The organism is Flavobacterium sp. N3904, assembly GCF_025947305.1.
In the GTDB taxonomy this organism is placed as follows: Bacteria; Bacteroidota; Bacteroidia; order Flavobacteriales; family Flavobacteriaceae; genus Flavobacterium.
In genome coordinates this window covers 1,465,165-1,478,007 of record NZ_CP110009.1, presented here as the reverse complement: position 1 = coordinate 1,478,007, position 12,843 = coordinate 1,465,165, and the positions used below count along the sequence as shown (strand labels likewise).

Here is a 12,843-nt window from a genome sequence, read left to right as displayed (position 1 = left end):
TTGAATAAAATATTTATAAATCATTAAACAACTATATTATGGCTTTTGAATTACCACAATTACCTTATGCGTATGACGCATTAGAACCTCATATTGATGCTCGTACGATGGAAATTCACCATACAAAGCACCACAATGCCTACACAACAAATTTGAATGCGGCTATCGCTGGAACGGATTTGGAAGGAAAAACAATTGAAAATATCTTGATTAACCTTGACAAAACGAATGCCGCTGTACGTAACAATGGTGGTGGATTTTACAATCACAACTTGTTTTGGACTGTTATGTCTCCAAATGGTGGTGGATTGCCAACAGGCGAATTACTCGAAGCTATTGAAAGTTCTTTTGGAACTTTTGAAGAATTTAAGGCAAAGTTTGCTAAGGCTGGAGCTACTCAATTTGGTTCAGGTTGGGCTTGGTTATGTGTTGACAAAGGCGGCAAACTCGATGTTTGCGGAACTCCTAATCAAGACAATCCTTTGATGCCAGGTATTGGTTGCGAGGGAACTCCAATTCTTGGAATGGATGTTTGGGAACATGCTTATTACTTGCACTACCAAAACAGAAGACCAGATTATATTGAAGCTTTCTTTAATGTAATTAACTGGACAGAAGTAGCTAGACGTTTTGCTATTGAGAAATAGTTAGAAGAAAGTAGAATATAGAAAATAGACGGATGAATTTAGATTTGTTCGTCTATTTTTTTATATAAAAAGCAAAAACGACATCCAAAAGGTGTCGTTTTTGCTTTTTATGTGAATATTTATTATTCCGGATCATTCATTTTAAAAGTATCCATGAAAGCTGTAGTATAATCACCAGCTATATATCTTGGATCATCCATCAACTGTCTGTGGAATGGAATGGTTGTTTTAATTCCTTCAATCACAAATTCGTCTAGTGCTCTTCTCATTTTACTAATCGCTTCTTCACGAGTTTGGGCTGTAGTAATTAATTTTGCAATCATCGAATCGTAATTTGGCGGAATCGTATAGCCTGAATACACATGTGTGTCAAGACGTACTCCATGACCACCAGGCATATGAAGCGTAGTGATTTTTCCTGGTGACGGTCTGAAGTCGTTGTATGGATCTTCGGCATTAATACGACATTCGATAGCGTGCAATTGTGGTAAATAATTTCTTCCAGAAATTGGCACACCTGCTGCAACGAGTATTTGTTCGCGAATTAAGTCGTAATCTACTACTTGTTCAGTAATAGGATGTTCTACTTGGATACGAGTATTCATTTCCATGAAGTAAAAGTTTCTGTGTTTGTCTACCAAAAACTCTACAGTTCCAGCACCTTCGTATTTAATATATTCAGCAGCTTTTACAGCAGCTTCGCCCATTTTAGAACGCAACTCTTCGGTCATAAACGGAGAAGGCGTTTCTTCTGTCAATTTTTGGTGACGACGTTGAACAGAGCAGTCTCTTTCTGAGAGGTGACAGGCTTTTCCGTAAGAATCACCAACAACTTGGATTTCGATATGACGTGGTTCTTCAATTAATTTTTCAAGATACATCCCGTCATTTCCGAAAGCGGCAGCCGATTCTTGACGCGCACCTTCCCATGCTTTCAGTAAATCTTCTGGAGCCCAAACAGCTCTCATTCCTTTACCTCCACCACCTGCAGTTGCTTTTAGCATTACAGGATATCCAAATTTATTGGCTAATTCTGCAGCCTGTTCGAATGATTCTAAAATTCCAACTGAACCAGGAACACAAGGAACTCCAGCTTCAATCATAGTTGATTTTGCAGAAGCTTTGTCTCCCATGCGATCAATCATTTCAGGAGATGCACCGATAAATTTTATATTGTGTTCTTGACAAATTTTAGAAAATTTTGCGTTTTCTGATAGGAATCCATAACCTGGGTGTATTGCATCTGCGTTTGTAATTTCGGCAGCAGCAATTATATTTGACATTTTTAAATAAGACAAATTACTAGGAGGCGGCCCTATACATACGGCTTCATCGGCAAACTTCACATGCAAACTTTCAGCATCGGCAGTAGAATAAACGGCTACTGTTTTTATACCCATTTCCTTACATGTTCTGATAATACGAAGCGCGATTTCTCCTCTATTGGCTATTAGTATTTTTTTAAACATAATTTTAAATTTTAAATTATGAATTATAAATTTTAAATTCTTCTCAAAGAACAAGGAAGATTTAAATTTTAATTATTAATCATAAATTCTAAATAAGCAAACGCAAGGCATTTAATTTATTTATAATTTATAATTTATAATTTATAATTCCTTATGATGGATCTACTAAGAATAAAGGTTGGTCAAATTCTACTGGAGACATATCATCCACCAAAACTTTAACAATTTTACCAGATATTTCAGATTCAATTTCGTTGAATAATTTCATTGCTTCAATTACACAAAGAACATCTCCTTTTGCAATAGTACTACCTACTTCAACAAACATTGGTTTGTCTGGAGAGGGTTTTCTATAAAAAGTACCAATAATTGGTGATTTGATGGTAATGAAGTGTGCATTTTCTACTACTGCAACTTCTGGAGCTGCTGCTGCCGGAGCAATTTGTTGAGGGGCAACGGCTTGTTGAAGGGCATTTTGAGCAGGCAATTGTTGCACATAAGTAGTTTCAGTAGTGCTTCCTTCTAAAGTAGTTCTGATGGTGATTTTAACATCGTCCATTTCTAATTTTACTTCTGCAACACCTGAATTTGCTACAAATTTGATTAGATTTTGAATTTCTTTTAAATCCATAATTATTTCTTTTTAGTTTATTTTATTTTTTATCGTAGGCCCAAGTTAAGTAAATTGATCCCCAAGTAAATCCACCGCCAAAAGCAGCAAAAATGATAGTGTCTCCTTTTTTGAAAAGATGTTCAAAATCATATAATACTAAAGGTAAAGTTGCCGAAGTAGTGTTTCCGTATTTTTCAATATTCATCAATACTTTTGAATCTTCTAAATTCATTCTGCTGGCAGTCGCATCTATAATTCGTTTGTTGGCTTGATGAGGAACTAACCAATTAACATCTTGATTAGTCAAATTGTTTCTTTTTAGAATCAATTCACTGGCATCGGCCATATTGGTTACAGCATATTTAAATACTGTCTTGCCATCTTGAATAATGTTGTGTTTATTGTCATTAACCGTTTCTAGCGAGGTAGGAAGAATGGATCCCCCTGCCGGAATCTTTAAGAAATCTCGGCCTAGACCATCGCTTCGTAAATATTCATCTTGCAGACCATATCCTTCATAATTAGGTTCAAACAGAACTGCACCAGCACCATCTCCAAATATAATACAAGTGGCTCTGTCTTTGTAATCTACTATTGAAGACATTTTATCTGCTCCAATTAATAATACTTTTTTATATCTCCCTGATTGAATATAGGCTGCAGCAGTAGACATTCCATATAAAAAACTGGAACATGCTGCCTGCAAATCATATGCAAAAGCATTTGTGGCGCCTATTTCTGTAGCTACATATACTCCTGTTGATGCAACTGGCATATCTGCAGTTGCAGTTGCCATTATAATTAAATCTATTTCTAGAGGGTCAATATTTGCTTTGGCTATTAAATCTTGTGCAGCTTTTATAGCTAAAAAAGAAGTTCCTTTGCTACTGTCTTTTAAAATTCTTCTTTCTTTAATTCCTGTGCGTGTTGTTATCCATTCGTCATTTGTATCTACCATGGTTTCAAGTACTTTGTTTGAAAGAACGAAGTCTGGAACATAACCACCAACTGCGGTAATTGCGGCTGTAATTGTACTCATTTAATGCTAATATTTATTGTCAAATGTAACCATTTGAAAAATTTTTAAAAGTCTTTAAAATTACAATAAAAAAACCAAACTAATTGTTTTAGTGTTTCTTATTTAATGTAAATTATAAACAACAAAAAAAACTCTCACTAGGTGAGAGTTCCAATATTATTTACAAAAATGTATTAAGCAAGAGCTACAGATTTATCTATAACAACTTGTCCTCTGTAGTACATTTTCCCTTCATGCCAGTAGGCTCTGTGGTATAAATGTGCTTCTCCAGTGATTGGACAAGTAGCGATTTGAGCTACAGTAGCTTTATAATGTGTTCTTCTCTTATCTCTTCTTGTTTTCGAGATTTTTCTCTTTGGATGTGCCATTTTACTATATTATTTATCCGTTAATAGTTGCTTTAATTTGTCCCATCGTGGGTCAATATTTTCTTCTTTTTCTTCTTTTTTAATCTCTTTTTTTTGCTCTTTAATTGTTAATTCTTTCAGTTTTGTCAAAGCTTCTGTTTTTAAACTTCCGTCTTTAATTCCAGGGTGTACCCTTCTTAATGGAACTGAAAGCACTATCATTTCATAAATGTATTGAGCAATATCAATTTCAAATTCACCAAAGGGCAAAATTAACAACTCTTCATTATCATTGTTAAAAGCATCACCAAATCTAACAATTAATTTCATTTTTCCTTTTATAGGCAAATCAAAATCTTCACTTGTAAGATCACACGGAACATTTATTGTTCCTTCATGCTTGAAACTAATTTCTAACAGCGTACTCTTTTTGTCTAAAACTACATTTACTTTGATGTCTGAATTTTGAAATTCATTATAATCAAAGATTTCAAAGAACGCATTATTTATTTGATACTCAAATTTATGTTTCCCTAGCTTCAATCCTACGAAAGGAATTAAATAATCTTTTGTCTTGCTCATTTCAACAACAATTTGCCCTAAACTTCGGGAGTGCAAAGATATAAAAATATTGTAAATCTAATAATGTTATTCACCTTTTTTTGTTTATAACTGCTTTTCTTTTGTTTTTAGGGGTTTCTGACTGATTTCGGCGTATTGATTTCTAGAATTATAAATATCAATTGCAAGATAAACCGCCTCTTTGAAAGAATTATAGTCGGCTTTATTTTTTCCTGCAATATCATAAGCAGTTCCGTGATCTGGAGATGTTCTTATTTTATTTAGACCAGCCGTGTAATTTACTCCATTTCCGAAAGACAACGTTTTGAAAGGAATTAATCCTTGATCATGATAGGTAGCAATAATGGCATCGTATTTTTCGTATTGATTGCTTCCAAAAAAACCATCGGCTGCAAATGGACCAAATACTAAGGTACCTTTTTCGAATATTTTTTTTAATGCCGGTTTTAGTATTGCATCATCTTCAGTTCCAATAACTCCGCCATCTCCACAATGTGGATTTAAACCTAAAACGGCAATTTTTGGTTTATTAATACTAAAATCTTGAATTAAAGATTGTTTTATGGTTTCGATTTTTTTTATAATTAATTCTTCTGTTAAGTGGGCTGCAACTTCGTTTAATGGGATATGGTCTGTTAACAAACCAACCCTCAAATTGTCTTGCACCATCAACATCAAGGCATTGCCCTCTAATTCCTGATCTAAATAATCAGTATGGCCAGGAAATTTAAATTCGTCTGATTGAATGTTGTATTTGTTTATAGGAGCTGTTACCAATACGTCAATTATACCTTCTTTTAAAGCTTTGGTGGCAGCTAAAAAAGATTTTATGGCATATTCGCCTATTTTCTCGTCGTTTGTTCCTGGGTTTAAATCAACGCCTTCTCTCCAAACATTGAAAACATTTATTTTTCCTATCACAATTTGGTCTAGTTTGTCAATTCCGTGAAGTGCAATGGTAGATTCAAAATTTTTCCTGATAAAAGAAAGTATTTTCACATTAGCAAAAATAACTGGTGTACAAAGTTCTAACATTCGGGAATCTTCAAATGTTTTTAGAACTACTTCGCTTCCAATACCGTTTAAATCTCCTATTGAAATTCCTACGATTATATTTTCTGCTTTTTTCATAATGTCCTCTAGTTATTTATTGCTAATTTTGAAGTGCAAATTTAGTAAAATAAAACAAGAAATGTTTACAGGAATTATTGAAACGCTTGGAATTGTCCAAGACATTAAAAAAGAGCAAGATAATATTCATATCACCATTAATTCTTCTATCACTGAAGAATTGAAAATTGACCAAAGTGTCGCTCATAATGGAATATGTTTAACGGTTGTAGCTATTGTTGATCGGTCCTATACGGTTACTGCTATTGGTGAAACAATCAAAAAGACGAATCTTTCAAATTGGAAAATAGGAGATAGTGTTAATTTAGAAAGAGCAATGAAATTAGGCGACCGACTGGATGGTCATATTGTACAGGGTCATGTCGATCAAATAGGGACTTGTATTTTGGTAAAAGAAACTAATGGGAGTTGGTTTTATACTTTTGAATATGACCCGTTTTTATCGAATATCACAATTGAAAAGGGTTCAATTACAGTAAATGGAGTTAGTTTGACAGTTGTAGATTCTGGAGAGTCCAATTTTAGTGTAGCCATCATACCTTATACTTACGAACATACTAATTTTCATTCTTTTGTGGTAGGAACTAAAGTCAATTTGGAATTTGATGTAATTGGAAAATATGTTTCTAGATTGTATGGTAATAAGCACTAGTTAGAAAACAATCAGAAACAAAAAAAAGACTTATTAAATAAGTATTTTTTTGTTGGTAATATGGTCAAAAATGGTTGATAATTTTTTATTTTGAATTAACTAACTTACCATATCAAATTAAAGAGGACATTGGCTCTGCTGAGTAGCAACCAACTAGCAATAAATTTGATTTACATACGAAAAATGAGAGCAGTTCAATCTGCCCTTTTTTTATGCATTTTTTGGCTACTCAATGGCTAAAGAAAACCTACTTGTTGATTTGATTTTTATAATACAAATACCATTTCAAAAAATTCTTTTTATTGTCAAAGCTTAATCCTCTGTGAACATTTAGATTACCTTTTAAAGGTCTAAAAAATGATTCTAAAGAGTTTGTTGAGTTTGGTATTTTATCATCTTTTAAATAAAGAAACATATTTGGTAATGCTTTTTTTAATTACGCCAAATGATCTTCTACCATTTTATGAGTATCCCAATATCTCCCAGTTTCAATATTGTATGATTTTTGATTAATAAAATCGCTATACTCTTCTTCCCATCGAATGAGTTCCATAAGCCATAATTGACGTTTGTATTCAGAATTAATATGATGAATTTTGACTGCTATTTGTTTGAGTTCAAAGCCAGATTTGTGTTTAAGATTCTGTGTAAGCCATATTCTGCACATCCTTGATATACGTACCAAACATCTTTGAAAAGGCACTTTGGGACAAATTTTCTTGATGGCTTTTATTGAGGATTTATCATCATCTGAAGTGATACTTTTTATTTTAATTCCTAGATTCAATAAATTCTGTAAGTCTTCTGCAATCTCCTCGAAATGCTCTCCATCAGTTATTCGATAAAATTATGTCAACTTTAAATGAAAACTTCTATAAACTACTAAGCAAATATGATTTGGGAAATAGGTTCAATCCAGGACTAAATAAATTTCATAAGTAGAATTGAACTCTAGAACTGGTGCTTTGCGCAACATTTTAGAAAAATAACGCTGTAATGTACTTTTACTGTATCCAGATTCAAGTGATATTTTATCAAAAGTATCTTTGCCAATTATCCAATTCTTAAACCAGATTTCTTTATTAGAATCCGAAACTGATTTATTACTAGAGATGAATAATTCATCACAATTTTTACACTTAAATCGCTGTTTGTTTTTTTTTATTCCCCATTTAATAGTTTGAAGGCTTTTGCAAGTTAGACAACTTTTTTTTGAGTTTTTCATAAATAAAAAAAGTTTATTGAAACGAATTTCAATAAACTTCTGGAAACATCATATTTTACAATGCACTACAGCTTTTTTACCAACCATTTTTGACTATTAAATCTTGCTGTTTAATTTTCGGCTATAAATAATTCTAATTCCAAACAAAATTGCAGTAAATAACAAAATCACAAGGTTTTCATCTATAGGTGTATCAGTAGGTGGCGGATCTGGCAATGGCGCAGGTGGATCAGCATACCCACTTATACTCGAAAGCAACAATAACATTATTAAAAGAGAATTATTTATAAAAATCTTCATAGTTTAAATATTTTTAAAAAAATAGGTTCTTAGTTTATACAAACTCTTTTGTTTCATTTCGATAACAGACTGCAAATCTATGATTATTTTTCATATTATCTAAACATAAATAAGCGATTAACCACAATATTTAACGTTAAAATAAATTTTAACGTATAAATTAAATGTAAAAGATTACAAAAAAAAATAAACACTATCAATTAAAAAGGAATTTTCAACTTTTTTTCCAAAATTTTTTTCCTCTACAAATAAATTAAAAAAAGCCTCTCAATTGCTTGAAAGGCTTGTAATATGTGGTCCCACCTGGGCTCGAACCAGGGACCACCTGATTATGAGTCAGGTGCTCTAACCAGCTGAGCTATAGGACCAGTTAAGAGTTTGCAATATTACTACAATTTTTTTATTGCTACAAGTATTTTTAAGGTAGATTTTTGAAGAGTTTAATGGTCAACGGGAATCTGTTTTGAAAATGACTGATTATGAATTGACTAAATTCTTATTTTTTTTATTTTATTTCTTGACAGAGTTCAATTAATACGCCATTGGTGCCTTTTGGATGCAAAAAAGCGACCAATTTATTGTCGGCTCCCTTTTTTGGGATTTCGTTTAGGACGGTGAATCCTTCGGATTTGAGGCGCTGGATTTCGGAAAGGATGTCTTCTACGTCAAAAGCGATGTGGTGGATTCCTTCTCCTTTTTTTTCTAGGAACTTGGCTATCGGGCTTTCGGGGTTTGTGGCTTCGAGAAGTTCTATTTTGTTGGGACCGTTCATGAAAAAGGAAGTTTTTACGCCTTCGCTGGCAACTTCTTCTTGTTTGTAGGCGGGTGCGCCGAATAGTTTTTCGAAAAGTAAATTGGATACTTCAAGGTTTTTGACTGCTATACCGATGTGTTCTATCTTTCTCATTTTGTAATTGTTGTGCTTTTAATTGTTCCAAAAAAGTACTCTTGCCTCTCTTTAGCCCTGATGGGAGGGAAAATCCTTTTGTGAACTTTGTCAAAGTTCATAAAAGATTGGAAGGACAGCAGGAACTTTTCTCTACTGAAAAAGTCTAATTTTCTGCTCCTAAATCATAAAACAAAGATAAAAAACTTTATGAGTTTATGACTTTGCAAGGTGGTCTCTCAAAAAAATAGTATTTTTGCAGCATGGAAACAAATAGACAGAAAAAAATAGGCGGGGTTATCCAAAAAGATTTGGTTGATATTTTGCAGGGTGAAGTGAGAAAAAATGGAATTACGAATTTGATAATTTCAGTATCCAAGGTTACAGTAACTACAGATTTGTCTGTGGCAACAGTGCATTTAAGTATTTTTCCTCAAGAAAAAGCAAAGGAAACATTGGAGGGCATTAAGGCTAATTCGACTTTGATTAAGCATGATTTATCACAAAGAGTGCGTTTGCAATTGCGTAAAGTGCCTAATTTGGTTTTCTTTATTGATGATTCTTTGGATTATATCGAGAAGATAGACAATGCTTTGAAAAATCAAGAAAATCCCATAGAGAATAGAGATTTGTTGGACAAACGCAGATTTCAATAAGTTTGAATTTTCCTCTTTACATAGCCAAACGGTATATTTTTAGCAAAAGCAAAAATAATGCTATCAATATTATTAATCGTATTGCTAGTATGGGGATTATTGTGGGTGCCATGGCATTGTTTGTTGTACTCTCGGTTTTTACTGGCTTGAAAGAATTTAGTCTTTCGTTTACCAATGATATTGACCCCGATCTTAAAGTGAGTAGTACGCTTGGAAAATCTTTTTTTATTGTACCCAATCAGGAAAAAGAGATTGCAGCGATTGAAGGTATCGCCTCCTATTCGAAGGTTATTGAAGAGCGAGTGTTGTTTACTTTTAATGGAAAACAAGAGGTTACTTTCTTAAAAGGTGTTGATTCTACTTTTAGCACTGTAAGCGATTTTAAAAAAAAAATATACAATGGGCAATGGCTCAAACCAGACACTTATCAGGTTGTTGTTGGTTATGGTATTGCTCAAAAATTCTCGATGGGTTTACTGGATTACAATAATGCCTTTGAGGTTTTTGTTCCAAAACCGGGTAAGGGAACTATTGAAAATCCAGATCAGGCTTTCAATAAAACTGATGTTTTTCCGGTTGGAATTTATGCGATTAGCGAAGATTTGGATTCTAAATATGTATTTGCTGATTTGGGTTTGGCACAGGAATTATTAGAATACAAGCCAAATCAGATTTCTAATCTTGAAATTAAATTAAACGATGATGCTAACGAAAGTGCTGTTATCGAAAAACTCCAATCCATATTCAACAATAAAATTACTGTAAAAAACAAGGAACAGCTGAATGAATCCTTATATAAAATGTTGAATACTGAAAATATTGCGGTGTATTTGATATTTACTTTGGTAATTGTTGTAGCGCTTTTTAACTTGATTGGTGCGCTTATTATGATGATTTTGGATAAAAAAGGAAACCTTAAAACACTTTTTAATCTAGGAACCGATATCAAAGATTTGCGAAATATATTTTTACTGCAAGGAACTCTGTTGAGTGTCTTTGGCGGTATTATTGGATTATTATTGGGTATTGTTATTGTATTATTGCAACAGCAGTATCAGTTTATAATGATTACTTCTACGCTTGCTTACCCTGTAGTTTTTACTATTGAAAATGTATTGATTGTTATGGCAACTATCGTTACGTTAGGTTTTATCGCTTCCCTTATTGCGAGTAGCCGAGTGAGCAAGAAGTTGTTGGATTAGGTTTTCTCTTCTTACCATAATTACTTTCCTTTATTATACTTGTTATCTATTTACAATTGTGTCCTCTGACGACCAACTGGTATGCTGTGTATGAATAAGTTACAATTGGCTTATTTTATAAACAACTGTTTTTTAGCGTTTTAAATTTTATAAATGAATAATCTGGTATGGGAAATCAATTTTTTGATTATAATGCAATTATTTTTGAAAATAAAAACATATTAACCAAATTAATCAACCAAAATTATGAAAAAAGCAATTATTTACCTATGTGCATTATTTTTATTATTTTCAATCGGATGCACCAAAGAAGATGTTACAACTGACAATTCAGAAACCGCTGCAGTAGTAAAAGAAACTCCTGTCACGACAGGAACATCATTAACAAAAAAGTTAGTAACTAATTTTGCCAAAGGAGCTGATGTAAGTTGGCTTACGCAAATGGAAAGCTCAGGAATTAAATTTTACAATTCTGCGGGTACACAACAAGATCTTTTTACAATTTTGAAAGCAAAAGGGATGAACTCAATCCGACTTAGAGTATGGGTAAATCCATCTGGAGGATGGAACAATCAAGCCGATGTAATTGCAAAAGCAAAAAGAGCCAGTGCAGCAGGAATGCGAATTATGATTGATTTTCATTATAGCGACACTTGGGCAGATCCCGCTAATCAAACTAAACCTTCGGCTTGGGCATCACACACGGTTAGTCAGTTGTATACCGATGTTTGGAATCATACTGTAACAGTTCTAACCGCTATAAAAAATGCAGGAGTTACGCCAGAGTGGGTACAGGTTGGTAATGAAACCAACAACGGAATGCTATGGAATGAAGGAAAAGCATCAGTAAATATGCAATATTTTGCATATATGGTGACTAGTGGTCACAATGCAGTAAAGTCTATATTTCCAAATGCAAAAACGGTTGTGCATTTATCAAACGGTTATGATAATGCCCTTTTCCGCTGGATGTTTGACGGTCTTAAAGCGAATGGAGCTAGTTATGATGTAATTGGAATGTCTCTTTATCCAGAAACGACAAATTGGCAAACGCTTAATAGTCAATGTTTAACAAATATGAACGATATGGTTTCCCGATACGGAAAACTGGTTATGATGTGTGAAGTTGGAATGTCTGTAGGTTCTCCTGCAACAAGCAAATTATTTATAGAAGACATTCTTAATAAAACGAGTTCTGTAACTGGAGGAAAGGGTCTAGGTGTTTTTTATTGGGAACCAGAATGTTATAATTTTCAAGGCTATACCAAAGGAGCTTGGGGAAGCAACGGACGACCAACAGTAGCTATGGATGCTTTTTTATTGAATTAAGGAATATTCTATTATCAAAAATCCCGAAACTGACTTAAGTATAGTCTGTTTCAGGATTTTTTATTTTAGTCCTAATATATACAACCCAATAATGCTTGAGGCTACTAGTTTTTGTTTGTAGTTTTTTAAAGAACGGATTTCTTTTAAATATTAAAAATCGTATCCAATTCTTATTTGAAGATCGACTACTGTGTTATTATGTTCGCAATCACAGCCATCAGTTTTACTAAAGACATTATATTGGTAACCAATTCCTCCAGAAAATTCATAATTGAAATGCTTTGCAAAAGCTCTACGAATTCCATATTTAGAAATAATGGAAAGTGCAGGGACAATATCAAAATCATTGTTATTTACTATTGGAGTACTAGCAGAAATATACGATGTTGCCAATGAAACATAATTTGAAGAATTATTATAGGTCTTTTTTCCAAGTCTTTTACGTCTATCCAAGCCATAATACCATCTTGGTTCCAGTGTTACATAAGGAACAAGAAGTGTAATGCTTTCATCTTCAATTGCAGGATCTGCATATTCTTTCGTAGACAATGCCAATGTTAAACCTATTTCTGTTCGAAGTGAAATTTTTCTTTGCAATTGAATTTCATAATAAAAACTTGAACTTAGGAAGCCTAATTGAGCACCATATAAATTTTTCTCAACTGAGACCTTTTCTGATTCTTGTGCTTTTACTAAAAAACTTATTAAAGCAAAACCTAGAACTAAATAATTTTTCATTTATTTTTTTTGCAAAAGTAAATTTTA

Annotated in this window: 16 protein-coding genes and 1 tRNA gene; 5 read left to right on the top strand and 12 right to left on the bottom strand. The window is 33.0% G+C overall.

Annotated elements, in window-relative coordinates; genetic code table 11:
- The first annotated feature begins 38 nt into the window (after positions 1 to 38).
- On the top strand, positions 39 to 647 hold the full coding sequence (locus OLM57_RS06055; RefSeq protein WP_264566338.1) for a superoxide dismutase: 609 nt from the start codon (positions 39 to 41) through the stop codon (positions 645 to 647).
- 122 nt (positions 648 to 769) lie between these two features.
- Here OLM57_RS06055 and accC read toward each other — a convergent pair whose 3' ends face one another.
- From accC to pdxA, 6 genes are all read right to left on the bottom strand, one after another.
- Complete coding sequence (accC, locus tag OLM57_RS06050) at positions 770 to 2,116, bottom strand: acetyl-CoA carboxylase biotin carboxylase subunit (protein WP_264566337.1); 1,347 nt, start codon at positions 2,114 to 2,116, stop codon at positions 770 to 772.
- A gap of 151 nt (positions 2,117 to 2,267) precedes the next feature.
- Positions 2,268 to 2,747, bottom strand: a complete 480-nt coding sequence (accB, locus tag OLM57_RS06045; RefSeq protein WP_264566336.1) for an acetyl-CoA carboxylase biotin carboxyl carrier protein — start codon at positions 2,745 to 2,747, stop codon at positions 2,268 to 2,270.
- Between the two features lie 22 nt (positions 2,748 to 2,769).
- Positions 2,770 to 3,768 (bottom strand): beta-ketoacyl-ACP synthase III, encoded by a 999-nt coding sequence (locus tag OLM57_RS06040; protein ID WP_264566335.1) that lies wholly within the window; start codon positions 3,766 to 3,768, stop codon positions 2,770 to 2,772.
- A 173-nt stretch (positions 3,769 to 3,941) separates the two neighbouring features.
- Positions 3,942 to 4,136 carry a 50S ribosomal protein L32 gene (gene rpmF, locus OLM57_RS06035; RefSeq protein WP_022828950.1) on the bottom strand — a complete coding sequence of 65 codons (195 nt, stop codon included), beginning with the start codon at positions 4,134 to 4,136 and terminating at the stop codon, positions 3,942 to 3,944.
- 9 nt (positions 4,137 to 4,145) lie between these two features.
- The gene (locus tag OLM57_RS06030; protein WP_264566334.1) at positions 4,146 to 4,697 is read right to left on the bottom strand and encodes a YceD family protein; all 552 of its coding nucleotides are present in this window, start codon (positions 4,695 to 4,697) and stop codon (positions 4,146 to 4,148) included.
- Positions 4,698 to 4,781: 84 nt separating this feature from the next.
- The gene (pdxA, locus tag OLM57_RS06025) at positions 4,782 to 5,831 is read right to left on the bottom strand and encodes a 4-hydroxythreonine-4-phosphate dehydrogenase PdxA (RefSeq protein ID WP_264566955.1); all 1,050 of its coding nucleotides are present in this window, start codon (positions 5,829 to 5,831) and stop codon (positions 4,782 to 4,784) included.
- A 58-nt stretch (positions 5,832 to 5,889) separates the two neighbouring features.
- Here pdxA and OLM57_RS06020 point away from each other — a divergent pair, with 58 nt between their 5' ends.
- The gene (locus OLM57_RS06020; RefSeq protein ID WP_264566333.1) at positions 5,890 to 6,480 is read left to right on the top strand and encodes a riboflavin synthase; all 591 of its coding nucleotides are present in this window, start codon (positions 5,890 to 5,892) and stop codon (positions 6,478 to 6,480) included.
- Positions 6,481 to 6,916: 436 nt separating this feature from the next.
- Here the strand turns inward: OLM57_RS06020 and OLM57_RS06015 are convergent, their stop codons facing one another.
- The 5 genes from OLM57_RS06015 to mce all read right to left on the bottom strand — a co-directional run bounded on the left by OLM57_RS06015 (position 6,917) and on the right by mce (position 8,912).
- Positions 6,917 to 7,267, bottom strand: coding sequence for a hypothetical protein (locus tag OLM57_RS06015; RefSeq protein ID WP_264566332.1), 351 nt, complete (start codon positions 7,265 to 7,267; stop codon positions 6,917 to 6,919).
- A 123-nt stretch (positions 7,268 to 7,390) separates the two neighbouring features.
- Positions 7,391 to 7,705, bottom strand: coding sequence for a hypothetical protein (locus tag OLM57_RS06010; protein WP_264566331.1), 315 nt, complete (start codon positions 7,703 to 7,705; stop codon positions 7,391 to 7,393).
- Positions 7,706 to 7,801: 96 nt separating this feature from the next.
- Positions 7,802 to 8,005, bottom strand: a complete 204-nt coding sequence (locus OLM57_RS06005) for a hypothetical protein (protein WP_264566330.1) — start codon at positions 8,003 to 8,005, stop codon at positions 7,802 to 7,804.
- Positions 8,006 to 8,299: 294 nt separating this feature from the next.
- Positions 8,300 to 8,373 (bottom strand) — tRNA-Ile (locus OLM57_RS06000).
- 137 nt (positions 8,374 to 8,510) lie between these two features.
- The gene (gene mce, locus OLM57_RS05995) at positions 8,511 to 8,912 is read right to left on the bottom strand and encodes a methylmalonyl-CoA epimerase (RefSeq protein ID WP_264566329.1); all 402 of its coding nucleotides are present in this window, start codon (positions 8,910 to 8,912) and stop codon (positions 8,511 to 8,513) included.
- Between the two features lie 242 nt (positions 8,913 to 9,154).
- On the opposite strand from mce, the gene rbfA reads away from it, so the two are divergent.
- The 3 genes from rbfA to OLM57_RS05980 all read left to right on the top strand — a co-directional run bounded on the left by rbfA (position 9,155) and on the right by OLM57_RS05980 (position 12,078).
- Positions 9,155 to 9,547: a 30S ribosome-binding factor RbfA gene (gene rbfA / locus OLM57_RS05990; RefSeq protein WP_264566328.1), complete on the top strand. Its 393-nt coding sequence runs from the start codon at positions 9,155 to 9,157 to the stop codon at positions 9,545 to 9,547.
- Between the two features lie 2 nt (positions 9,548 to 9,549).
- The gene (locus tag OLM57_RS05985) at positions 9,550 to 10,749 is read left to right on the top strand and encodes an ABC transporter permease (RefSeq protein ID WP_264566327.1); all 1,200 of its coding nucleotides are present in this window, start codon (positions 9,550 to 9,552) and stop codon (positions 10,747 to 10,749) included.
- A 246-nt stretch (positions 10,750 to 10,995) separates the two neighbouring features.
- Positions 10,996 to 12,078, top strand: a complete 1,083-nt coding sequence (locus OLM57_RS05980) for an arabinogalactan endo-beta-1,4-galactanase (protein ID WP_264566326.1) — start codon at positions 10,996 to 10,998, stop codon at positions 12,076 to 12,078.
- Between the two features lie 150 nt (positions 12,079 to 12,228).
- Here the strand turns inward: OLM57_RS05980 and OLM57_RS05975 are convergent, their stop codons facing one another.
- Positions 12,229 to 12,816: a hypothetical protein gene (locus OLM57_RS05975; RefSeq protein WP_264566325.1), complete on the bottom strand. Its 588-nt coding sequence runs from the start codon at positions 12,814 to 12,816 to the stop codon at positions 12,229 to 12,231.
- Between the last annotated feature and the right edge of the window lie 27 nt (positions 12,817 to 12,843).

What these genes read in the sequence shown, in the direction of transcription:
- OLM57_RS06055 (WP_264566338.1), top strand. Translation starts at nt 39, where the DNA reads ATGGCTTTTGAATTACCACAATTACCTTATGCGTATGACGCATTAGAA.
- accC (WP_264566337.1), bottom strand. Translation starts at nt 2,116, where the DNA reads ATGTTTAAAAAAATACTAATAGCCAATAGAGGAGAAATCGCGCTTCGT.
- accB (WP_264566336.1), bottom strand. Translation starts at nt 2,747, where the DNA reads ATGGATTTAAAAGAAATTCAAAATCTAATCAAATTTGTAGCAAATTCA.
- OLM57_RS06040 (WP_264566335.1), bottom strand. Translation starts at nt 3,768, where the DNA reads ATGAGTACAATTACAGCCGCAATTACCGCAGTTGGTGGTTATGTTCCA.
- rpmF (WP_022828950.1), bottom strand. Translation starts at nt 4,136, where the DNA reads ATGGCACATCCAAAGAGAAAAATCTCGAAAACAAGAAGAGATAAGAGA.
- OLM57_RS06030 (WP_264566334.1), bottom strand. Translation starts at nt 4,697, where the DNA reads ATGAGCAAGACAAAAGATTATTTAATTCCTTTCGTAGGATTGAAGCTA.
- OLM57_RS06020 (WP_264566333.1), top strand. Translation starts at nt 5,890, where the DNA reads ATGTTTACAGGAATTATTGAAACGCTTGGAATTGTCCAAGACATTAAA.
- OLM57_RS06010 (WP_264566331.1), bottom strand. Translation starts at nt 7,705, where the DNA reads ATGAAAAACTCAAAAAAAAGTTGTCTAACTTGCAAAAGCCTTCAAACT.
- OLM57_RS06005 (WP_264566330.1), bottom strand. Translation starts at nt 8,005, where the DNA reads ATGAAGATTTTTATAAATAATTCTCTTTTAATAATGTTATTGTTGCTT.
- mce (WP_264566329.1), bottom strand. Translation starts at nt 8,912, where the DNA reads ATGAGAAAGATAGAACACATCGGTATAGCAGTCAAAAACCTTGAAGTA.
- rbfA (WP_264566328.1), top strand. Translation starts at nt 9,155, where the DNA reads ATGGAAACAAATAGACAGAAAAAAATAGGCGGGGTTATCCAAAAAGAT.
- OLM57_RS05980 (WP_264566326.1), top strand. Translation starts at nt 10,996, where the DNA reads ATGAAAAAAGCAATTATTTACCTATGTGCATTATTTTTATTATTTTCA.
- OLM57_RS05975 (WP_264566325.1), bottom strand. Translation starts at nt 12,816, where the DNA reads ATGAAAAATTATTTAGTTCTAGGTTTTGCTTTAATAAGTTTTTTAGTA.